The following is a 23630-nucleotide window of genomic DNA, read 5'->3' as shown; positions in this document are numbered from 1 at the left end:
GCCTTATATCCCGGCGACCAGCACGTGCGCGACGTCGGCGTGCGGCCAGGCGACCATACGGGTGGCTTTCGCCAGCGCGCCTTCGTTCACCTTCGCCCGGTCGGTGACGCGCACGCGGTAGCGGCCGGGGTAAGCGGAGACCGCGGTGACGTTGTCCGCGCCGCCCAGCGCCGCCGCAATCGTATCGGGCAGCACGACCGGCGCGGCCGCCGCGACGTCGGGTAGCGCCACCGGACCCGGTGCGGCATCGAGCGCCGCGCGCATGTCCATCGCCAGCCCGTCCGCGATCCCGCCGACGATCACCTGCACCGCGGTCGGCGACGGACGCAGCACGCCGCGCGCACCGAGCTGGCGCAGACGCGGCTCGTCGATCGCCTGCGCATCCGCGACGGTCAGACGAAGACGCGTCGTGCACGCGTCGATGCTGCGCAGATTGGCCGGTCCGCCGAGCGCCGCGACGAAGGCGGCGGCCTTCGCATCCGCGGTGGCGGGCGCCGGTCCGGCGGGCGCGTCGCCCTCGAACGGCTCGCGTCCCGGCGTCTTGAGGTCGAAGCGCACGATTGCCCATTGGAAAAGGCCGTAGTACAGCACGGCGTACAGCGCGCCGACCGGCAGCAGCAGCAGCGGCTTCGTCGCCTTGCCGAAATTGAGCACGTAATCGAACAGGCCGGCGGAAAAGCCGTATCCCATCCGAACGCCCAGCGCGTTCATCAGCGCCTCCGCCGCGCCGGTCAGCACCGCATGGATCGCGTAGAGCGCGGGCGCGAGGAACATGAAACTGAATTCGATCGGCTCGGTGACGCCGGTCAGGAACGAGGTCAGCGCAAGGCTGAGCAGCATGCCACCCACCGCCTTGCGCCGCTCCGGCAGCGCGGTCCGGTACATGGCGAAGCAGGCGGCGGGCAGGCCGAACATCATCACCGGGAAGAACCCGCTCATGAAGCCGCCGGCGGTCGGATCGCCCGCGAAGAAGCGGGTCAGGTCACCCGTCTTGCCGTGGTAATCGCCGACGACGAAATAGGCGACGTTGTTGAGGATATGGTGCAATCCGGTGACGATCAGCAGCCGGTTGAGCACGCCGAACGCGAACAGCCCCCAGCCGCCCGCCGCGACGACGCCGCGGCTGAGCCCGTCGACGCCAGCGCTGATCGCGCTATAGCTCGGCCCTAGCAGCCCGCCGAGGACGAGCCCGGCGATGCCCGCCAGGATCGGCACCAGCCGCCGCCCGCCGAAGAAGGCGAGGTAGTCGGGCAGCTTGACCGTCGAGAATCGGTTGTAGAAACCCCCGCCGATCAGGCCGGCGATGATGCCGATCGGCACCTGCAATTTGTCGACCGCCGCTGCCTTCCACGCCGCGGCCAGGGTCGCAGTGACCTTCTCCTCCAGCCCGGCGGGCACTGCGCCGGGCGGGACGAGGAAGAAAACCTGCGCGGTATTGCCGATGACGAGATAGCAGACGACGGCGGCCATCGCGGCAGCACCATTACCGTCGCGGGCGAAGCCGGTCGCGACACCCACTGCAAACAACAGGCCGAGATGCGCGAAGATCGCGTCGCCGGCAGCGTTGAGGAACGAGAGGTCGACGCCAACAAGGGCCGCGATATCGGGCTGGCCCAGCCGCAGCAGCAGGCCCGCAACGGGCAGCACCGCGATCGGCAGCATCAGCGCGCGGCCGAGCGGCTGGAGGAAGGACATCGGGTTGAAGCGGCCGCGCGACATCAGCGCATCTCCTCGGCAAAGGCGCGGGCCAGCGCGCGGACGGCGGCGGCGGACGGGGCGGCTAGCGCGGTGCGCGCATGCGCCTCCGCCGCGTGACGATCGAGCGCGGCGACGAGCGCCTTGGCCGCGGGGACGCGTGCAGGCGGCACCGACAGCGTGCGAACGCCCAGCCCCACCAGGATCGGCGCGGCGAGCGGATCGGCGGCGAGCCCGCCGCACACGCTGACCGGCGTCGCCGATAGCGCCGCACGCTCGCATGTCTGGCCGATCAGGCGCAGCACCGCAGGGTGCAGCCCGTCGATCCCCGCCGCGAGCGCGGGATTGCCGCGGTCCATCGCCAGGACGTATTGCGTCAGGTCGTTGCTGCCGATCGACAGGAAGTCGGCGTGCGCCGCGATCAGGTCCGCGGTCGCCGCGGCGGCGGGCGTTTCGATCATCGCGCCCAGCTGGACCGACGCACCGCCCAGTTCGGCGAGCAGCGAATCGAGCATCGCACGCACCTGCGCCATCTCTTCCCCACTCGCCACCATTGGCACCATGATCCGGCACGCAGCGCGATCTGGCACCGACAGGATCGCGCGCAGCTGCGCCTCGAGCAGGTCGGGCTGCGCCAGGCAGACGCGGATGCCGCGCACGCCAAGCGCCGGATTCTCCTCGGGCGGAAGGTCGAGATAGGGCGCGGGCTTGTCGCCGCCGACGTCGAGCAGGCGGATCACCACGGGCTTGCCGCCGAGCGCGGCGACGACGCCCGCATAATCCGCCGCCTGTTCGGCGACGGAGGGCGGATCGGTACGGTCGAGGAACAGGAATTCGGTGCGCAGCAGGCCGCAGCCTTCGGCGCCCGCCGCCGCCGCGGCCTCAGCATCCGCGACCGAGCCGAGATTGGCATAGACCGAGACGGCGGTGCCGTCGCGCGTCACCGCGGGGCGATCGCCGGCGGCGCGGGCGGCGGCTTCGGCGGCAGCGCGCGCGTCGATCGTCGCCTGCGCCGCGGCCAGCCGCTCCGCGGCGGGATTCGCGAACAACAGGCCGCCGTCGCCGTCGAGGATCACCGTCGCGCCATCCGCGACCCCGTCGAGCATCTTGCCGAGCGCGACCACCATCGGCACGCCCATCCCCGCCGCGAGGATCGCGACGTGGGACGTCGGGCCACCGCCGGCAACCGCGATACCCGCGAGCCGCGATGGGTCGAGCGCGGCGAGCTGCGAGGGCAGCAGGTCGTGGGCGAGCAGGATGGCGCGATCGGGTAGCATCAACGCTGCCGGCCTCGTGCCGAGCGCGGCATGGACGACGCGCAGCGCGACGTCGCGGATATCGTCGGCGCGCTCCGCGACGCGCGCATTGCCGGACGCGCGCAGGCGGCTGCCCTGCGCCTCTGCCGCGGCGAGGATGGCGGCGGCGGCATGCAGCCCTGCGTCGATCCGCGCGCGGGCGTCGGCCATCAGGTCGGGGTCGGCAAGGATCGCACGATGCGCCGCCATGACGGCGGCAAGTTGCGTCCCCTGCCCGCCCGCGGCGAGGTCGGCGGCGACCGCGGCGACCGCGGCATCGAGCCGCGCCTGCTCGGCCGCGATCCCGGCTCCGGAGGCCGGCAGGTCCGGCACGACAGGGCGCAGCCAGCAGGCGACACCGATCGCAAGACCGGGCGCGGCGGCGACGCCGGGCATCGCATCGGGATCGATCGCGGCGGCCGCCGCTGCGATAGGCGCGCGTCGCGGTGCCTCGCCATCGACTTCCGCGGTAAGCAGCGGGATGATCGCCGCGATCGCCGCCGCAGCGCCCGCGCCCTGCGCCTCGATCGTCACGGCCGCGCCATGTGACAGCCCCAGCGCGAGCAGGGATACCGGGCTGGTCGCCGCTCCGCGCTGGTCGTCGTGGACGAGCGTCACGACCGCGCCGGCGTCGCGCGCCGCCGCGACGATGCGCGCTGCGGGGCGCGCGTGCAGCCCGTGCGGCAGGCCGACCGTCATCGCGTGGCGCAGCGTTTCGCCGTCTGCGGGCGCGGCGGCGGGGGCATCGGCGTTTTCGATCGTCACCGTATAGAGCGGGTCGCCGACCGCGATCCGCCCCTCGCCCGCGCGCGCGACCAGATGCGCACCCTGCGGCTCGACGACGAGGATCGGCGTCACCGCCGCGGTCGCACCCTGCACCAGCGCATCCAAATCGAAGCGCAGCAACGGGTCGCCCACCCGCACCCGGGCCCCTGCCGCAACGCACGCGGTGAAGGGCTCGCCTGCCAGCGTCACGCTGTCGATGCCGACGTGCATCAACAGCTGCACACCCTGCCCCGCATCGAGCGTGACCGCATGGCCGGCCGCGTGGATCGAGACGACGCGCGCGTCGCACGGGGCATGGAGCGTATCGCCGACCGGGTCGATCGCCAGCCCGTCCCCCATCATACCGCCGGCGAAGACGGGGTCGGGCACGGCGGCCAGCGGCATCGCCCATCCGCCGAGCGGCGATGCCAGTTTCACCTCAACCATGTCGCAAACCCCGTCCCATGCTTGGCATGGTATCTTATACCTGCGCGCAGACAATACCTATTAAAGACCATTTTGTGACGGCTTCTCCGCGACCTTGAGGTGGAACGGTTCGGCGTGTCGGGCGGTTTGGCGCTGATGCCTGCCGCCGCGTCGCGGCGCGGGCCGATTTGAGAGGCCATGCATGAAGACACTGTTCGCCGGATGCGCCGCAACGATCGCCCTTTGCGCCGCACCCGCACAGGCGGCGTCGCGAACGCCCGACTGCATGATGCGGACCACGGCGACCGTCCATGCGGTGGAAAGCGCCACAGCGACGATGAAGCCGGGCGTGACGTGGGGGCCGGCGACGCAGATGCAGATCGATCGCAAGAGCGGCATGGTGAGCCTGTGCGCGCATGGCGATTATTGTTATCCGGCATCGCAGCTGCGGTTCGTGACACCGTGCAGCATCGCCACGGGGCCGATCACTCCCGTGATGCCGGACGATAGCGTGTGGTTGTACGGCTTGCGCTAGCCCCGTCACGCCGAGGCGTGCGCTAGGGCCCACCGACGTTTCCATCGTCGCCTCGGACGTGTCCGAGGTCCACGGCGCGGCGATCAACGCGTTTTGAGGCTCCAGCGACAGCGTTTGAGGCCCGATGGACCCCGGCACAGGTCCGGGATGACAAAAGGGGTAGCCCATTCGCTGGAGAGCGACACCGGCGATAACCGAATGTCGATCCGTCCTAGCGCGACACGGCGGCCGATCCGGTGATGCCCGACGCCGCGCCCGCATCCGACCGGACGATCAGCACGACCGTTCGTTCTCCCGGCCCCGCCGCTATCGGCGCCGCGATCGGGGCGGTGCGCGCGTCCGCCTTGGTCGCGACGCGCTTGCCGTCGATCCACAGCTCGGCGCGGCCGGCGATCGCCGACAGCGTCAGCGTGCCGCCATCGCGCGCGACGCGGCGCGGCGGCACGACCCTGGCCCGATAAACGCGCCAGCCGGCGCTCGCCTCGGCGGGCGTGGCGGCGCCGCTGCGCACGAAGGCCCAGCTGTTGTTGTCGCCATCCGCAGGCGCGAGCGCCGGATCGGGGCGCGACGACAGCAGCGGCGACATGCGCCAGCGCTCGATCCGCGTCGCCGATGCGACCGCCGGGGCTTCGACGAGCGGCGGGATGGCGAGCCGGTCGACGCGTACCCGCGCTGGCTTGAGCCCGGGTGCACTCGCGCGCAATGTCAACGGCCCCCGCCCGACATCCGCCCGGACGATCACCTGCGCCAGACCGTTGAACAGCGCGCGCGCATCGCCCTTTTCCGGTTCGTGGCTGTTGGGATCGCCGTTACCCAGGCCGATGATCTGGCCGCCCTCTATCGCGAAGCGCGCGGGCAGGTTGGCGGTCGGGACGTGCCGCCCGGCGGCATCGATCGCGTCCAGCGTGAACGGCTGCGCATCGACGCCGTCGCCCGCCATCACGCGGCGCGCCGGCGTCAGCCGCAGCGCGACGGGCGCACCGACCGTGGCATGGGCGACGCGCGCGACGAGGCGGTCGCCATTATAGCCCAGCGCCTCCAGCGTGCCGGGCGCATAGGCGACCTTGAAGCTGTTGCCCATGATCCGGTCCGCCCGCCCCTCGCCGACGATGCGGCCGTTGAGACGCAGCACGATCCGCTCGGCGTTGGACGTGACCAAAATGTCGATCGCCTGCCCCTCGCGCCCCGGCCACGTCCAGTGCGGCGCCAGGCCGATAACGGGCGCATCGTCCACCCATTGCGCGCGGTGGATGTCGTAGGCGGTCTTGGCAAAGCCGCACAGGTCGAGGATGCCGAAGAAGCTGGCGATCGTCGGCCAGGCATAGGGCGTCGGCTCGCCGTGATAATCAAAGCCCGTCCACACGAAGCCGCCCGCGACGAACGGCCGCTCGGCGATCCGCTGCCACGTCTTGCGATGCGTGCCGCCCCACGGCGCGGCCTCGGTATCCATCGACGTGATGACATGCGCCGCCGGATCGTTGGCATAGGCGCCGCGCGTCATATAGGCGCTGGTATCCTCCGAACTCGTCGTCGGCTTCCTCGGGTTGGCCGCGTGGAACTTGTCGTAATCGGCCTGGTAATAATTGAAGCCCATCACCTCGACCACGGTCGAGACGTTGACGGGTTCGAAGAACGATCCGTTCATCGCCGCGGTCACCGGGCGGCTGCCGTCGAGGCGATGGACCGCGGCGGCCATGCGGCGCACCATCTCGACGCCCGCGGGCGTGCCCTGCATCGGTTCCTCGTTGAACACCGACCACAGGATGACGCTGGGATGGTTGCGGTCGCGCCGCACCATCCATTCCAGCTGCGCCATATAGTCGGGCGCGGGGTTGAAGTTGCGGTTCTCGTCCATGACGACGAACCCCATCCGGTCGGTGAGGTGCAGGAAGGCGGTGGACGGCGCGTTGTGCGAGCAACGGATCGCGTTGCAACCCATGTCCTTCAGCCGCGACAATCGCCATGCGAGCAAGGCATCGGGCACCGCGACGCCGACGCCGGCATGGTCCTGATGCAGGCAGACGCCCTTCATCTTGACCGGCCGGTCGTTGACGAACAGCCCGCGGTCGGCATCGAAGCGGATCGTGCGAAAACCGATCGGCACGCGCCGCGTATCGACCGCCGCGCCGTCGCGCTCCAGCGTCACCGCAACCGTGTAGAGCGTCGGCGTGTCGATCGACCAGAGGCGCGGGTCGGGCACCGCGAGGTCCAGCGTCAGGTCCGCGGCGTCGAGCGTCGGCACCGCGACCGGTAGCGACCGGGCCTCCGCCACCGGCCGTCCGTCCGGGTCGAGCAGCCGCGCGTGCGCTGTGACGGTCGCGGCGGCAGCCTCGATCGAGCGGACGATGACCGTGACCGGGACGTGCCAGCCGGCATCGCCGCGCCGCGGATCGCAATGCACCCCGTCGGTGACGATCGACACCGGCGCGCGGCGCGCCAGCCACGCGTGGCGGTACAGGCCCGCGCCCTCGTACCACCAGCCTTCCATCGCGTCGGCATCGACGCGGATCGCGACGACGTTGGGCTCGTCGCCGAACCGGGCGAAGGGCGTGATGTCGACGTAGATGCTGTTGTAGCCGGACCAGTTGTGCGCCGCGACGCTGCCGTTGATCCAGATCGTCGCATTGGTCGCGATCGCGTCGAACTGCAGCTCCAGATAGCGGCCGCGATCGGCGGGATCGAGGTGGAAGGTGCGCCGGTACCAGCCGATCCCGCGCGGGCGATAGCCCTGGCTGACGTTGGCGGTTTCGACGAACGGCTGGAAGCTCGCCCAGTCGTGCGGCAGCGTGACGGACTGCCAGTCGCTGTCGTCATAGGTCATCGCCGCCGCGCCGACCGCATGGCCTGCCTTTGCGCGCAGGTAGGTTTCCTCGTGGTCCGGCGCGGGCGGCACGGGAATGTCGCCCTCGTGGAACAGCCAGCCGGTGTCGAAGCCGATCCGCGATGGGTCGGTGAGGGGCAGCGGCACGGGCAACATGTCGCCGACCGGCGGCATCGGCAGAGCGCCCGCCTCCCCCGCGACCGGCGCACCGGGCGCGGCGCGGGCCGCGGCGGGCAGTGCGAGCGTCAGACCAGCGCCGGTGGATCCCATCAACATCCCGCGCCGGTCGATCGTCATGCCGGTTTCCCTCCGACGAACGTCGCGACCGGCGCCATCGCGGTCGACAATTGCACCCAGTCCGCCCTCAGCCCCACGGCCAACGCCCCGCGCTCTTGCGACAGGCCCAGGAAGGCCGCGGGATTGGCCGCCGCGAGCTGCGCGACGGTGACGGGGTCAAGGCCCAGCATCGCCATCGCGTTCGCCGCCGCCTGCGCCATGTCGAGGTCGGAGCCGGCGAGCGTGCCGTCCTCGTACGAACAGATGCCGTCCGCGACGCGGATCGCACGCCCCTGCAGCACGAAGTCCTTGTCGAGCGCGCCGACCGACGACATCGCGTCGGTGACCAGCATCATCCGTGCGGTCCCACGCGCCTTCAGGGCGATACGCAACACCGCGGGCGCGACATGGACGCCGTCGACGATCAGGCCGCACCACGGCCGCGGATCGTCGAGCGCCGCGCCGACGAGGCCCGGCACACGCTGCACCATCGGCGGCATCGCGTTGAACAGATGCGTGATGCCGGTCAGCCCCGCATCGAACGCGGCAATCATCGTGTCGTAGGATGCCTCGCTATGCCCGGCGCTGACCAGCACGCCCGCCTTCGCCAGCGTCGCGATCCGATCGACCTCTGCCAGTTCGGGCGCCAGCGTCACCATCACGCGGCCGCGACGCGGCCGCGCGAGCAGCGCGACCATCGCGTCGTCGAGCGGGATGAACCGCTCGGCATCGTGGATGCCCTTGCGCGCGACGTTGAGGAACGGTCCCTCGATATGCACGCCCACGACGCCCGGCACGCCCGCCGCGATCGCATCGTCCATCGCATCGAGCGCCAGCGCGATCCGGTCGGGCGTGTCGCTGATCAGCGTCGGCATGAACGCGGTCGTGCCATAACGCGCATGCGCCGCGCCGATCGCGGCGATACCGTCGACGCTCGTCTGGTCGTTGAACAGCACGCCGCCGCCGCCGTTCACCTGCGTATCGACGAAGCCCGGCATGATCCACCCGCCCGCAAGGTCCACCGCGTCGCCCGCATCGGCGGCGAGCGGGCGGATCGCGGCGATTCGCTGATCCTCCACCGCGATCTCGACACCCGGCCAGCAGGCATCGCCGACCACGACCTGGCCGTTGGTGTAGCGATGGAGACCGGTCATAGCGTACGCGTCACCTTGGCGAGATGCGGCGGCTGGTCGGGGTCCAGCCCGCGGCGGCGCGACAGTTGCTCCGCCATGCCATAGAAGCTGGCGAGCATCAGGATCGGCTCGATCGCGGGATGCGCCGCCGCCGCGGGCAACGCACCCGCAAGGTCGCCGGCATGCGCCGCAAGCACCAGCGCGTCGCGTTCGCGGAACGCGTCCGCAACGCGCATCACGTCGTCGCCCGCCGCGTCGGACGTCGCGAGTGCGAGCACCGGGAACCCTTCGCCGACGATCGCCATCGGGCCGTGACGGACTTCCGCCGCACTGAACGGCTCCGCCTGCAGCTGGCAGGTTTCCTTGAGCTTCAGCGCGCATTCCTGCGCGATGCCGAAGCCATAGCCGCGTCCGATCACGAACATCTGCCGCGCCTCTGCCAGCGGCTCGACCGCCGCGTGCCAGTCGCGCGCGACCGCGGCGTCGAGCGCCGCGGGCAGCGCCGCGACCGCGGCCTTCAAGTCGGCATCGTCGGCCCAGGCGGCGACCAGCGCGGCGAACCCCGCCATCGCAGCGATGCACGACTTGGTCGCCGCCACCGAGCGTTCCGGCCCGGCGCACAGCGCGAGCAGCGTGTCCGCGCCGGTCGCCAGCGGCGACCCTTCGTCATTGACCAGCGCCACCACCTGCGCGCCGCCGCGGCGATGCGCGTCGACCGTCGCGAGCAGGTCGGGGCTGCGGCCCGATTGCGAGATGGCGAGACACAGCGCGCGACGCGTCGACACCGTTGCATCGAACAGCGAGACGACCGAGGGCGCGGCGGAAGCGACGGGCACGCCCGTCATCGTCTCGATCAGATATTTGCCATAGGTCGCGGCGTGATCGGACGATCCGCGCGCGCACGTGACGACGACGTCGGGCGTTTCCGCGCGGAGGCGCTCGCCCAGCGCGCCAAGGCTTTCACCATTGTGCGCGAGCAGCCGGGCGACGGCCGCGCCCGCCTCGTTGGTTTCTGCGCGCATCAGCGTCGTCGCGGTGGCAATGGTCACGTCGCGTCCCCCAAAGACAAAGCGTTCAGACGTCGGCGAGTTCGGCCACGAAATCGTAGCTGTCGCCGCGGTAATAGGATCGGGTGAATTCGACCGCGCGCCCGTCGCGCAGGAAAGCGCGCCGCTCGATCAGCAGGCCCGGCGATCCCGGGTCGACCCCCAGCATGCGGGCATGATCGCTACCGAACGGCACCGCGCGCAACCGCTGCAACGCGCGCGCCGGGCGGTGCCCCGCGTTGGTCAGCGCCTCGTACAGGGATGCGTCGACCGCATCGACGCCGGGCAGGCAGAAGCCCGCGATCGTCGACAATTCCAGCGCCATCGGCACCTCGTCGGCGAAGCGCAGCCGCTGGAAACGCAGCACCGGCTCACCCGGCGACAGCGCCAGCGCCATCGATTCCTCCGGGCTGACGATGCCCGCGCTGCGCGAGATCCATGCGCTGCTCGGCACGCGGCCGCGCGCGATCATATCCTCGGTGAACGACGAGAGCTTCGAGAAATTCTTCTCGACGCGCCCCGCAACGAACGTCCCCGCGCCGCGGCGGCGCGTCAGCAGGCCATCCTCGACCAGCCCCTCGATCGCCTTGCGCACGGTGATGCGCGACACGCCGTAGTCGGTGGCAAGGTCGCGCTCCGCGGGAATCGCCTCGCCGCGCGTGATGAGGTCGTTGGCGATGGCGTCGCGGATCAGCTGCTGCAGTTGCAGGTACAGAGGCGACGGGTTGTCGGCGCGGAAGGTCCCGATCTTGCTCACGAAGGTCATCGGCGACTCCTAGCACGCCCGATGGCGCCTGCAGGACGGAGAACGAACGCGCTGGAGATCGCGGTCCACATCACATTTGTCCTAGATTGGATATGTCGTCAATCGCATGGCGCAATCGCGCGACGATACCGGCATCGGTCATGCGTGGTGGCACACCGAACGACAGGCGGGCGGCGGCGGGATCGCCATCGTGGCCGAGCGTGCTGGCGGAGGCGTGGACCGCACGTACGCCGGTGTCGCGGACCAGCGCCGCGACCGTGTCGGGCGTGACGCCTGCCCCTGCCATGATCGTGCATCGCCCCTGCGCGCGCACCACCATCGCTGCGATCGCGCGCTTTCCGTCGGAGGCGACAGGCGCGCCGCCCGAGGTCAGGATATGATCGAAGCCGAGCGCGACGGCGGACTCCACTGCCGACACCGGATCGTCGAGCAGGTCGACCGCCCGGTGCAGTGTCAGCCCCGGCGGCGCGAAGGCTCGCGACAGGCTGCTCACCCAATCCGCGAGCATCGCCACATCGAGCACGCCGCCGCGTGCCGCGCCGAACACCAGGCCATCGACCCCCTGCGCGAGCAGGGCGGCGGCCTCCGCCTTGGCAAGATCGAGCATATCGGCGTCATAGGCGAAATCGCCGGCGCGCGGGCGCACCATCGCCCGGACCGGCACCCCCGCGGGTCCGGCGATGGCGAGCACCGCCGCGACCAGCCCCTGCGATGGCGTCAGGCCGCCGAGCGCCAGCGCGGCGCAGAGTTCCAGCCGGTCCGCCCCGCCCGCAATCGCGGCCTGCGCGCCGGCGGCCGACTCGACGCAAATTTCAAGGCTGATTCGGCCCGTTCGTGCGTGCGATCCCATTGCCCCTCCTCTGAACCGTGGCGCCATCAGGCACCGACCGAAAACGCCATTAACCGACCGCTTTTCGCCTCTTTGTAAGGCCATTTTCGTGTCTGAAACAATAATGCAATTTTTCTGGTAGCGTACTGGATCGTAATTGGTATACAACGGTATACGGTAGAAGGCTGATGATCCGTTGGGAGGGATCGACGCCGACATACCGGCCGGCACACCGGCAGTGTTAACGACGATCCTCGCCAAACCGGGTCGCGGATCGCTTGAGAGGGGGGATTTGAATATGCGCCTGCGCCACGTCATTCTCGTGACCACCGCACTTGCCGGGTTTGCCGGCACCGCTCACGCCCAGACCGCGACGCCCGCGCCGACGCAGGACGAAAGCGCCGTCGGCCAGGACAACGACATCGTCGTCCGCGGCATCCGCAAGAGCCTTCAGGACGCGATCACGACCAAGCGATCGACCAACGCCATCACCGACGTGATCAGCGCAGAGGACGTCGGCAAATTCCCCGACACGAACGTCGCCGAATCGCTGTCGCACCTTCCCGGTGTGACCGTCGACCACCAGTTCGGCGAAGGCGAGCAGGTGTCGATCGCGGGCGTCGAGCCGGCGCTGAACCGCGTGCTGATCGACGGCCACTCGATCGCCTCGGCCGACTGGGGCGGCAACCCCGGCGACCGGTCCAGCCGCACGTTCAACTATTCGCTGCTCTCGCCGGAAATCATCAGCCAGGCCGTCGTCTACAAGACGCCCGAGGCACGCATCCAGGAAGGAGCGATCGGCGGCACCGTCGATATCGTGACGCGCAAGCCGCTCGACCTGAAGCCGGGCACGCTCACCGCGACCGGCGGTTACGAATACAACGACCGTTCGAAGAAGGGCAATTTCCGCGGCTCGGCGCTGTACAGCTGGCACAATGAGAGCGACACGTTCGCGATCCTGGGCTCGGTCAACTACGACAAGGAAAACCTCGCCCGCGCCGGCGTCGCCGTCTACGGCTATCTGACGGGCAGCCAGTTCACGACGACCAATGCCGCCGGCCAGACCGTGCTGCAGAATCCGAACGCGAAGATCACCGGCGGCTCGATCGCCGACCTGCAGACCGCGCGCCTGCCCGCCTTCCTCGCCCACGAATATTTCCAGCAGACGCGCCAGCGCCTGGGCTTCACCGGCACGATGCAGTTCAAGCCGGCGGACAATTTCACGCTCACCGCCAACGCGATCTACATCAAGGGCAATTACGACAACTTCAGCAATTCGGAATACAGCTACAACGTCCGCGGGTCGCAGCTGACCGCGGCGACGATCAACAACGGCCTGATCACCTCGGCGACCTTCGCCGCGCAGCCCAGCACTAGCAAGACCTGGATGGGCGAGCTCGACACCAACTTCCGCCGCACGCGCATCTCGAACCAGAGCTACACCGCGCTGTTCGACTGGGATCTGGACGGCGGCTGGAAAGTCACCGGCAACGGCGGCTACACCCGCGCGACCGGCGGCAAAGACCCCGAATATCTGCTGAACTTCCGTACGCGCCAGGGCTTCACGGTCGGCGCGAACGGCCGCAACACGATGCTAAACTGGGACTATCCGGCGAGCGACGGCACGCAGTGGATCAGCACCTCGCCCGCAGAATCGAGCCTTCAGACGGAACCGGCCGTTCTCGCCAAGACGAACGGTGCCGGCTTCTTCGGCGCACAGATCGGCGGCATCACCCAGGCCGAGAACACCGTCGACCAGGAGAAGTTCGGTCAGGTCGACTTCAGCCACGACCTCGAAGGCTTCTTCAAGAGGCTGTATTTCGGCGTCCGCGTCAACGTGCACAACAACCAGCAAACGACCTACGGCGGCGCGACCTTCACCAACAACTTCTTCACGCTCGCCGACCTCGGCTCGTACGTGCTCGACAGCAGCGTGTACAACGGCCTGTCGACCACCGGCAACGCGACGCCTTATGCGACGCTGACGCAAGACAATGCGATCAAGGCGCTGAACGCACCGGGCACGCTCAACGTCACCCGCGCGCTCGACACCGGCTCGTTCTTCAAGGTCGAGGAGCGGATCGGCACTGGCTACGTCCAGCTCGATTATGCCACGGGCAAGTTCCGCGGCAACGTCGGCGGCCGGTTCGTGCGCACCCGCGACGTCTCGTCCTACTATTTGTCCTCGGGCGGCCAGACCGCGCTCGTCGTCGCACCGCGCACGGACGACCGCTTCCTGCCGGCGGTCAACGTCGCCTATGACGCCTCTTCCACCGTGGTGCTGCGCGCCGCGGCGGCGAAGGTCATGGCCCGGCCGCGCTACAGCGACCTTGCCGGCTCGCTGTCGCTCGACGATACGCAGCGTACCGGCAGCGGCGGCAACCCGGACCTGAAGCCCTATGCCGCGACGAACTTCGGCCTGTCCGCGGAATGGTATTTCGCCCCGGCAAGCTACTTCTCGGGCGAGGTCTTCTACCGCGACATCACCAACTACATCGGCAATCAGACGGTCGAGCAGCAGATCACCAACCAACTGACCGGCAACACCTATACCTACAGCGTCTCGCGTCCGGTGAACGGCGGCAAAGCATCTGTGACCGGCTTCTCGCTGACCGCGCAGGCAAGCCTGATCTGGGGCTTCGGCATCCAGTCGAACTACACCTTCGCCAGCGCCGATACCGGCATCGCCGGCCAGGGCCTGCCGTATCTGTCGCGCAACACGTACAACATCGTACCCTATTTCGAATCGGGTCCGTTCCAGGCGCGCGTCAGCTACAACTATCGGTCGAAGTATTTCTACGGCTTCGGTCGCCTGCAGTCGTCGAACTACACCGACTCGTATCGCCAGCTCGACTTCTCGGCATCGTACAACATCAACGAGCATTTCCGCCTGACGGCCAATGCCTCGAACCTGCTTGACGAAACCTATTACCAGTACAGCAGCACGCCGCAGGCGCCGACCGCGCTGTACAAGAACGGCCGCGTCTTCTCGCTCACGGGCACCGCGCGCTTCTGATCACCGATCCCCAGGAGGGCGGGTCCTTGCGATCCGCTCCTTCCCTCGGCCCCGGCAGCGATGCCGGGGCCATTTTTTATCGGCTTTGTATTTGGCGCCTTTTTACGAAGGAAGGGCATGGACGCCGGGGAACGGCTTCGTCATGATACCTGACCATACCAAAACGGAACCATGGAGCAGGTCATGATCCGCCGCGCGTCGCTTATCCTCGCAACGACGTTGCTCGCCTCCGCTGGCGGGGCGCTGGCGCAGACCGCGCTTCCGCTGCCTCTCGTTCCCATGCCGCAGAGTGTGACCCGGGCCGCGGGCGTTTTCCAGCTGGCGGACGGCGCGACGATCGGCGCCGTCGCCGGTGACGCGGGGGCAACGACGGCAGCGCGCGTGCTCGCGCAGGAGGTCAAGCGCGCGCGCGGCCTGACGCTGCGGATCGCGAGCGCCGATCCGGCGGCGATCCGTTTCGTCCGCGATGCGACGGTCGTCGGTGACGAGGCGTATCGGCTCGACGTGACACCGCGTGGCATCGCCATCACCGCCTCCGGCGACCGCGGGTTTGTCCACGGCGCCGCGACGCTGGCGCAGCTCGCCAGTCCCGACGACGCGTTCGGCAGGCCCGTGGCGATCCCCGCGCTCGCCATCGCCGATGCGCCGCGCTTCGCGTGGCGCGGGCTGATGATCGATCCCTCGCGCCACTTCCAATCGATCGACTATCTCTACCACACCGTCGACCGGATGGCGGCGGTCAAGCTCAACACGCTGCACCTTCACCTGACCGACGATCAGGGCTGGCGGTTCGAGGTGAAACGCTATCCGCAGCTGACCGCGATCGGCGCGTGGCGCACCCCGCCATCGACGGGCGGCGCGCCGGGCGCGAAGGTCGGCGGCTTCTACACGCAGGAACAGCTGAAGGGCCTCGTCGCCTACGCAGCCGAACGCGGCATCACGATCGTGCCGGAGATCGATCTGCCCGGCCACGCACAGGCTTTGGTCGCCGCCTATCCCGAGCATGGCGTGTTCGGTGACCGGCCTGGCGTCGGCCACGACTGGGGCGTCAATCCCTATCTGCTCAATCCGGATGCGAAGACGGTGCGCTTCGTCGAGGACATCCTCGACGAGCTGATGGCGGTCTTCCCAGGCACCTACATCCATTTGGGCGGCGACGAGGCGGTCAAGGACCAGTGGCAGCGCAGCCCGCAGGTGCAGGCGCAGATGGCGAAGGTCGGCGCCAAGACCGGGAACGAGATGCAAAGCTGGCTGATCGATCAGTTCGGCAATTATCTGGCGAGCAAGGGCCGCCGCCTGATCGGCTGGGACGAGATTCTTGAGGGCGGCGTGCCGCCGTCGGCGAGCGTGATGTCGTGGCGCGGCGACAAGGGCGCGGTCGACGCCGCCAACAAGGGGCATGACGTCGTCCTGTCGCCCGCCCCTAACCTCTATCTCGACAATCTGCAAAGCGATCTGCCCGACGAACCCAACGGGCGGATCGGCGTGCAGACGCTGGAGACCGTTTACAGCTACGATCCCGTGCCGCCCGGCATCGACGCGGACAAGGCACGCCACGTGCTGGGGGCGCAGGCGAATGCGTGGAGCGAATATCTGGTCACCCCCTATCAGGTCGACCACAACGTCTATCCGCGGCTCGGCGCGCTGGCGGAGGTGACGTGGTCGCCCAAGAGCGCGCGCGACTTCGCGAGCTTCGCGCGCCGGATCGTGCCGCAGATGGCGCGCTGGCGCCGCGACGGCGGCGAGGTGGCGGACAGTGCCTATGCGGTCGCCTATGCGCTGCAGGGAACGCGCGGCGACGCGCTGCGTACGGGCAAGGCGACGGTCGCACTGAAGACGCAGGTGCCGCTCGGCACGATCCGCTACACGACCGACGGCAGCGCCCCGACCGCGCGCTCGCGCGCCTATACCGTGCCGCTCGGCGTGGCGACGGGAACGACGATCCGCGCCGCCACCTTCCTCGACGGCGCCGCGCTCGCCGCGCCGCGCACCTTCGAAACGAGCCGCGCCAGCCTGCTCGCCGCGACGCCGAGCGATCTTGCCGCCTGCCCGCTCGGCGCGCTCGGCCTGCGCGTGCCGCTGACGTCGGAAGCGAGCGCGAACGCGCCGGTGTTCAATATCAATCTGTTCGACACGTGCACCGTGTGGAAGAGCGCGCCGCTCGCGGGGGCGAAGTCGATCACCGTTGCGGTCGCGCGCCTGCCGCGCAATTATGGCCTCGCGCATGATTTCACCGCGCTGCGCGGCCATTACAACGTCACGCACTATGGCGAACTGGTCGTCACCGCCGGTTGCCCGGTGAAGGACGGGCCGAAGATGCCGGTGGTCGCGACCTTCCCGCTGCCCGATCCGGCGAGCGCGCCGACGCAGTTCCGCTTCGATGCGCCGGTGCCCGCGGGGATGACTGACGCGGATCTGTGCTTCCAATTCACCGCCCCGCTGAGCGATCCGTTCTACGCGGTCGAGCGCGTGCAGCTGTCGGACGCCGCGCGATGATCCGCGGCCTCGTCCTCGCGCTGATGCTCGCCGGCGTCGCGAGCCCCGCCATCGCCACGCCGCGTGACACGGTGACGCTGGACGGCGCGTGGCAGGTGCGGATCGATCCCGCCGATACGGCCGCGGTCAAGGCGCATCCGAAGGAAGCGCGCTGGCTGCCGGCGCGCGTGCCGGGCAGCGTGCAGGAAGACCTGATCCGCGCGCACCGCGTCCCCGATCCGTTCATCGACACCAACGAAGGCGCGATCCAGTGGGTCGGGCTGGCCGACTGGCAGTTTCGGCGGACACTGTCGGTCACCCCGACGATGCTGGCGCACGATCACCTCGACCTTGTTTTCGACGGGCTCGACACCTTTGCCAGCGTCTGGGTCAACGGCACGCGGCTGCTGTCCGCGGACAATGCGCACCGCCGCTGGCGCGCCGACGCCAGGGCGTTGCTGCATGCGGGCGACAACGCGATCGTCGTGCGCATCGCCTCGCCGATCCGCACGCTGCAACCGATGGTGCTGGCCGAGAACAACCCGCTGCCCGGCGAATATGACAGCGCGTTCGGCGACGAGCCGAAGGGCAAGCAGACCAGCCCCTATATCCGCAAGCCCAAGTATCAATACGGCTGGGACTGGGGCCCGCGCCTCGTCGCGATGGGCATCTGGCGCCCCGTCCGGCTGGAGGCGTGGGACGCCGCGCGGATCGACCGGTTGCAGGTCGCGCAGGACGATCTCAACGACGCCGAGGCGCGGCTGACCGCCCGCCTGTCGCTCGTCGCCGACCGTGCGGGCACGCAGACGGTGCGCGTCGCGCTGACCGGCCCGAACGGCGCGAACCAGACCGTCGAGCGCCAGGTCGCGCTCGCCGCGGGCACCAACATCGTCGCGATCCCGCTGACGGTCGCGCAGCCGCAACGCTGGCAACCCGTCGGCTATGGCGCGCAGCCGCTTTATACCGTCGCCGCGACGATGCCGGGCGACAGCGCGACGCGCTCGATCGGTCTGCGCACGGTGGCGCTCGATCGCACCGGCGGCGCCTTCGCACTGTCGGTCAACGGCGTGCCGATCTTCGCCAAGGGCGCGAACCTGATCCCGTTCGACAGCTTCCCCGCGCGCGTCGAGCAGGGCGAGATGGCGCAGCTGCTGACCGGCGCGCGCGACGCCAACATGAACATGGTGCGCGTGTGGGGCGGCGGCTATTATCTCGACGACGCCTTCTACGACATGGCCGACCGGATGGGCCTGATGGTGTGGCAGGATTTCATGTTCGGCGGCGCGGTGACGCCCCCCGACCTCGCCTATCGGCAAAACGTCGCGATCGAGGCGGACGAACAGACCGCGCGGCTGGGCGATCATCCCTCGATCGTCATCTGGACGGGCAACAACGAAGTGCTGTCAGGCTGGGAGAATTGGAGCGACCGCAAGGCATTCAAGACCGCGGTCGGCCCCGATATGCAGGAGCGGATCGGCAGCGGCATGGCGGTGCTGTTCGACCGCGTGCTGCGCGACGCGGTGACGCGCAACAGCCCCGGCACGCCGTACATGCCCGGCTCACCCTCGACCGATTACGACGGTCCGGTAGATACCGACGCGAACGGCGACCGCCATTTCTGGGACGTCTGGTCCGGCTCGAAGCCGGTCGAACGCTATCTCGACGCCTGCCCGCGCTTCATGAGCGAATATGGCTTCCAGGCGATGCCGACGCTGGAGACGATCAGGGATTTCGCCGGATCGCTGAAGGGCCTCACCCCCGACAGCCCGGTGATGAAGGCGCATCAGAAGTTCCTGGCGGGCGAAGGCAATGCGCGCCTGCAACTCTATCTCGACCAGCGACTGCGCCCGGCCAAGGATTTCGCCGATTTCGTTTATCTGACGCAGGTCAACCAGGCGCAGGCGATCGGCATGGCCGCACGCCACCACCGCGCCTGCCGCCCGGTGACGATGGGCTCGCTGTTCTGGCAGCTCAACGACGTCTGGCCTGCGGTGTCCTGGGCGAGCATCGATCATCTCGGCCGCTGGAAACTGCTCCAGTATGAGGCGCGGCGGATGTACGCACCGCAGGCGATCGTCGCCGAACACAAGGATGGCGCGACGCGCATCGCGCTCGTCTCCGACGCGACGACGCCGTTACCCGCGACATGGCGCGTGACCGTTCGCGACATGACCGGCGCGACGCTGGCGACGCGCGAGGGGACGGCCAGCCTTGCGCCGCTATCCGCCACCGATGTCGCCAAGCTGGCCGACACCGACCTGTTCGGTACCGCCGATCCTGCAAAGAGCTACGCGGTCGCAGAACTCAGCGTCGGCGACCGCATCGTCAGCCGCGAACTGGTCGAGCGCCTGGCGCCGAAGGACATGGCCTATCCCGATCCGGGCCTGACGCTGACCCGCCAGGGCGACGCGCTGACGATCAACGCGCGCAACCTCGCCCGCGCGGTGATGCTCGATTTCGGCGCGGCGGGCGGCAGCGCGTCGGACAACGGCTTCGACCTGTTGCCCGGCGAAAGCCGCACCGTCACGATCACCGGCCCTACCCCGACGCCAAGGACGCTCGCACGATGATCCTCGCCCTCTTCCTTGCGGCGCAGGCGAGCGATCCCGTCGCCGCAGCGATCGCGACGATGACCCCGGCGCAAAAGGCGGCGCAGCTGCAAAGCACCGCCCCTGCCGATCGAGCAGCCGGCCTGCCCGCCTACGACTGGTGGAACGAGGGGCTGCACGGCCTCGCCCGCAACGGCGTCGCCACCGTCTTTCCGCAGGCGATCGGCATGGCCGCGACGTGGGATGCGCCGCTGCTCGAGGCGGCGGGGACGGTCGTGTCGACGGAGGCGCGCGCGCGGTTCAACGCCCGCCCGGCGTCGGCGGACCGGCGCATCTACGAAGGGCTGACGATCTGGTCGCCTAACATCAACATCTTCCGCGATCCCCGCTGGGGCCGCGGGCAGGAGACGTATGGCGAGGACCCGTATCTGACGGGCACGCTCGGCACCGCCTTCGTCCGCGGGCTGCAGGGACCCGATCCGGCGCACCCGCGCGTCATCGGCACGCCCAAGCATTTCGCGGTGCACAGCGGGCCGGAGGCGGGGCGCGACGGCTTCGACGTCGATCCATCGCCACGCGACCTGGAGGCGACCTACTTCCCCGCCTTCCGCCGCGTCGTCACCGAAGGGCGCGCGCAATCGCTGATGTGCGCGTACAATTCGATCCACGGCACGCCCGCCTGCGCGGCATCATGGCTGATGAACGATCGCCTGCGCCGCGACTGGGACTTCACCGGCTTCACCGTGTCGGATTGCGACGCGGTCGCCAACATCCACCTGTTCCACCATTATCGCCTCGACGGCGCGGCGGCGGCGGCGGCGGCGGTGCGCGGCGGCACCGATCTCAATTGCGGCAGCGCCTATGCCGCGCTGCCCGATGCGCTCGCCCGTGGCCTCGTCACGCAGGCGGATGTCGACACCGCGCTCGCCCGCGCCCTGCGCGCCCGCCGCACGCTCGGCATCGCGTTCGGCGGCGCCAGCCCCTACGCGCGGATCAAACCGAGCGAGGTCGATACGCCCGGGCATCGCGCGCTCGCGCTGGAAGCGGCGAGGAAGGCGATCGTGCTGCTCCAGAACACGAACGACCTGCTGCCGCTGAAACCCGGCACGCGGATCGCGGTGATCGGCGCGGATGCCGACGACCTCGGGGTATTGCAGGGCAATTACCACGGCACCGCCGCCGCGCCGGTAACCCCGCTCGGCGGGCTGCGCACCGCGTTCGGCGCGGCGAACGTCCGCTATGCGCAAGGATCGGTGCTCGCCGACGGCGCTGCGGTCGTCGTCCCCGAGACCGCGCTGCGCAGCGGTGGCCGGCCCGGCCTGTCGGTCGAATACCGCTCCGCCACCGGCATCGTCACCGACCACGTCCGCCGCATCGACCTCGACCTCAACCGCGCCGCCCCGGCGAAGGGCGTGCCCGCGACCGGCTATGTCGCGCATTGGACCGGCGAATTCGTGCCCCCCGCCGCGGGGCGGTACCGCCTGATCCTCGACCAGGCGCAATGCTGGAAGGATTGCACAACGCACGACGCCGTGCGCGTGACGATCGGCGGCCACGTGCTGCACGACGGCCCGCTGGCGAAGGGCCGCGTCGCGCTGACACTCGACAGCGACGGCAGCGCGCAAGCGCTCGACATCCTCCTGGACCATAAAAGCGAGGACGAAAGCTTCCGCCTGTCGTGGATGCCGCCCGCCGCGCCGTTGCTGGCGGAGGCGGTCGCCGCCGCGCAGGCATCGGACGTCGCCGTGATCGTCGCGGGCCTGTCCCCCGACCTGGAGGGCGAGGCGCTCAGCGTCTCCGTCCCCGGCTTCGTCGGCGGCGACCGCACCGACATCGCGCTGCCTGCGCCGCAGCGCGCTTTGGTCGCTGCGATCCGCGCGACCGGCAAGCCCGTCGTCATGATCCTGACCAGCGGCAGCGCGGTCGCGGTCGACCCCGCCGACGCCGACGCCATCCTCGCCGCCTGGTATCCCGGCCAGGCGGGCGGCACCGCGATCGCCGACACGCTGGCCGGCCGCGCCAATCCGGCCGGCCGCCTGCCCGTCACCTTCTACAAGGCGACGAGCGACCTGCCCGCCTTCGTCGATTATGCGATGAAGGAGCGGACCTATCGCTACTTCACCGGCACGCCTTTGTGGGGGTTCGGCCACGGCCTCAGCTACACGCGCTTCGCCTATGATCCGGTGCAGGCGGCGACCGGCATCGCCGCCGGCGACACGCTCAACGTAACCGCGACGGTGCGCAACACGGGCGCGCGCGACGGCGAGGAGGTGGTGCAGGCCTATCTGGTGCCCCCCGCGCCCGCGGGGGCGCCAAGCCTGACGGAGGCGGTGCTGCAACGCCAGCTCGTCGGCTACAGCCGCGTCGCGGTGAAGCGCGGCGGTAGCACGCGCGTCCGCTTCGCGATCGACCCGCGTGACCTCAGCATCGTCGACCGCGACGGTCGCCGCCACGTCGTGCCGGGCGCATACCGCCTGTATGTCGGTGGCGGCCAGCCCGGCGACGGCGCGGGCGTGTGGCACGATTTAACCGTGACCGGCGCCGACATGGAGCTGCCGAAATGACGATCGATCGCCGCACCTTAATCGCCGCCGGTGCGGCGCTCGCCGCCGCGCCCGCGCTCGCCGCCCGTCCCGCTTTGCCGAGCAAACGCCCCGCTCCCGCCGACCGCCGCTTCACCAGCCGCGCGGTCGAGCGCGAGATCGCGCGCATCCAGAAGCAGATCGCCGATCCGAAGCTCGCGTGGATGTTCGGCAATTGCTATCCCAACACGCTCGACACGACAGTACGGATGGGCGTCGTCGACGGAGCGCCCGACGCCTTCGTCATCACCGGCGACATCCCGTGCCTGTGGCTGCGCGATTCCTCGGCGCAGCTGAAGCCGTACCTCCATCTGGTCAGTGAGGACCCGAAGCTCGCCGATCTGTTTCGCGGTCTGATCGCGCGGCAGGCGCGCTCGATCCTGATCGATCCCTACGCCAACGCTTTCATGCAGGATCCGGCCGCGCCGACCAATCTACCCTGGGCGCTGAAGGACGAGACGGTGATGAAGCCGGGCGTCGCGGAGCGGAAATGGGAGGTCGATTCGCTCTGCTATCCGATGCGGCTCGCGCATCAGTATTGGCAGGCGACGCACGATCCACGCCCCTTCGACGCGACCTGGGCAGAGGCGGCGCGCGCCAGCATCCGCACGTTCCGCGAGCAGCAGCGGATGACAGGCGATGGTCCCTACAGCTTTCGCCGCAGCGCGCCGCAGCCGACCGAGACGTTGCTGTGGGGCCACGGCAACCCCGTCCGCCCGGTCGGCCTGATCGCATCGGGCTTCCGTCCGTCGGACGATGCCTGCCTATACCCCTTCCTGATCCCCGCCAATCTGTTCGCGGTCACCGCGCTCGGCGAGCTCGCCACCGTCGCGCGCGCCGCACGGCAGGACGATGCGCTGGCGCAGGAGGCGACCTTGCTCGCGGGCGAAGTCGCAGCCGCGCTGCGCCGTCATGGCACGATGCGTCTGCCCGACGGGCAGGAGGTCTGGGCCTATGAGGTCGACGGCTATGGCAACGCGCTGTTCATGGACGATGCCAACGTCCCCTCGCTGTCCGGGCTCGCCTATCTCGGCTGCGTCGATCCGGCCGATGCGCTGTGGCGACGCAGCGCGGATGCGGCATGGAGCACCGCCAACCCCTGGTTCTTCCGCGGCCGCGCGGGCGAGGGGATCGGCGGCCCGCATGTCGGACGGGGGCAGATTTGGCCGATGTCGCTGATCGTGCGCGCGCTGTCGACGCGCGATGCCGGCACGATCCGCACGTGCCTAGAGACGATCCGCGAAACCGACGCGGGCACCGGGTTCATTCACGAAACCTTCGACCGCGACGATCCCGCCAAATTCACCCGCAACTGGTTCGCCTGGGCCAACGGCCTGTTCGGCGAGCTAATCGTGCATCTGGCGAAAACACGCCCGGCCCTGCTCAAGGAGACGTTCTGATGACGGCCATGTTCACGTCGA

The 23630-nt window shown here is 69.6% G+C and carries 13 protein-coding genes; 6 read left to right on the top strand and 7 right to left on the bottom strand.

What is annotated here, in order from left to right; translation table 11 throughout:
- Positions 1-3: 3 nt before the first annotated feature.
- A complete protein-coding gene (gene nagE, locus DM480_RS09470; protein WP_232833939.1) occupies positions 4-1719 on the bottom strand; it encodes an N-acetylglucosamine-specific PTS transporter subunit IIBC in 1716 nt (571 codons plus the stop codon).
- Positions 1719-4202 (bottom strand): phosphoenolpyruvate--protein phosphotransferase, encoded by a 2484-nt coding sequence (ptsP, locus tag DM480_RS09465; RefSeq protein ID WP_115378600.1) that lies wholly within the window; start codon positions 4200-4202, stop codon positions 1719-1721. Before ptsP ends, nagE begins: the two co-directional genes overlap by 1 nt.
- Positions 4203-4383: 181 nt before the next feature.
- Here ptsP and DM480_RS09460 point away from each other — a divergent pair, with 181 nt between their 5' ends.
- Positions 4384-4716 carry a hypothetical protein gene (locus DM480_RS09460; protein WP_115378599.1) on the top strand — a complete coding sequence of 111 codons (333 nt, stop codon included), beginning with the start codon at positions 4384-4386 and terminating at the stop codon, positions 4714-4716.
- Between the two features lie 211 nt (positions 4717-4927).
- Here the strand turns inward: DM480_RS09460 and galA are convergent, their stop codons facing one another.
- The 5 genes from galA to DM480_RS09435 all read right to left on the bottom strand — a co-directional run bounded on the left by galA (position 4928) and on the right by DM480_RS09435 (position 11608).
- Positions 4928-7834 carry a beta-galactosidase GalA gene (gene galA / locus DM480_RS09455; protein ID WP_115378598.1) on the bottom strand — a complete coding sequence of 969 codons (2907 nt, stop codon included), beginning with the start codon at positions 7832-7834 and terminating at the stop codon, positions 4928-4930.
- Positions 7831-8967, bottom strand: coding sequence for an N-acetylglucosamine-6-phosphate deacetylase (nagA, locus tag DM480_RS09450; protein WP_115378597.1), 1137 nt, complete (start codon positions 8965-8967; stop codon positions 7831-7833). Before nagA ends, galA begins: the two co-directional genes overlap by 4 nt.
- Positions 8964-9968, bottom strand: coding sequence for an SIS domain-containing protein (locus DM480_RS09445; RefSeq protein ID WP_115381103.1), 1005 nt, complete (start codon positions 9966-9968; stop codon positions 8964-8966). Before DM480_RS09445 ends, nagA begins: the two co-directional genes overlap by 4 nt.
- A gap of 52 nt (positions 9969-10020) precedes the next feature.
- Positions 10021-10758, bottom strand: a complete 738-nt coding sequence (locus tag DM480_RS09440) for a GntR family transcriptional regulator (protein WP_115378596.1) — start codon at positions 10756-10758, stop codon at positions 10021-10023.
- Positions 10759-10828: 70 nt separating this feature from the next.
- Positions 10829-11608: a copper homeostasis protein CutC gene (locus tag DM480_RS09435; RefSeq protein WP_115378595.1), complete on the bottom strand. Its 780-nt coding sequence runs from the start codon at positions 11606-11608 to the stop codon at positions 10829-10831.
- Positions 11609-11885: 277 nt separating this feature from the next.
- On the opposite strand from DM480_RS09435, the gene DM480_RS09430 reads away from it, so the two are divergent.
- From DM480_RS09430 to DM480_RS09410, 5 genes are all read left to right on the top strand, one after another.
- The gene (locus tag DM480_RS09430; RefSeq protein WP_115378594.1) at positions 11886-14603 is read left to right on the top strand and encodes a TonB-dependent receptor; all 2718 of its coding nucleotides are present in this window, start codon (positions 11886-11888) and stop codon (positions 14601-14603) included.
- Positions 14604-14774: 171 nt separating this feature from the next.
- On the top strand, positions 14775-17099 hold the full coding sequence (locus tag DM480_RS09425; protein ID WP_198665786.1) for a beta-N-acetylhexosaminidase: 2325 nt from the start codon (positions 14775-14777) through the stop codon (positions 17097-17099).
- The gene (locus DM480_RS09420; protein WP_232833938.1) at positions 17096-19648 is read left to right on the top strand and encodes a beta-mannosidase; all 2553 of its coding nucleotides are present in this window, start codon (positions 17096-17098) and stop codon (positions 19646-19648) included. The genes DM480_RS09425 and DM480_RS09420 overlap by 4 nt, the downstream gene beginning before the upstream one ends.
- On the top strand, positions 19645-22191 hold the full coding sequence (locus DM480_RS09415) for a glycoside hydrolase family 3 C-terminal domain-containing protein (protein WP_115378593.1): 2547 nt from the start codon (positions 19645-19647) through the stop codon (positions 22189-22191). Before DM480_RS09420 ends, DM480_RS09415 begins: the two co-directional genes overlap by 4 nt.
- A complete protein-coding gene (locus DM480_RS09410; RefSeq protein WP_115378592.1) occupies positions 22188-23609 on the top strand; it encodes a glycoside hydrolase family 125 protein in 1422 nt (473 codons plus the stop codon). The genes DM480_RS09415 and DM480_RS09410 overlap by 4 nt, the downstream gene beginning before the upstream one ends.
- Positions 23610-23630 lie beyond the last annotated feature (21 nt).

Origin of the sequence: Sphingomonas sp. FARSPH (assembly GCF_003355005.1) — a bacterium.
GTDB lineage: Bacteria > Pseudomonadota > Alphaproteobacteria > Sphingomonadales > Sphingomonadaceae > Sphingomonas.
Note: the sequence above shows the minus strand (reverse complement) of the source record. Positions and strands in the feature narration are given on the sequence as shown.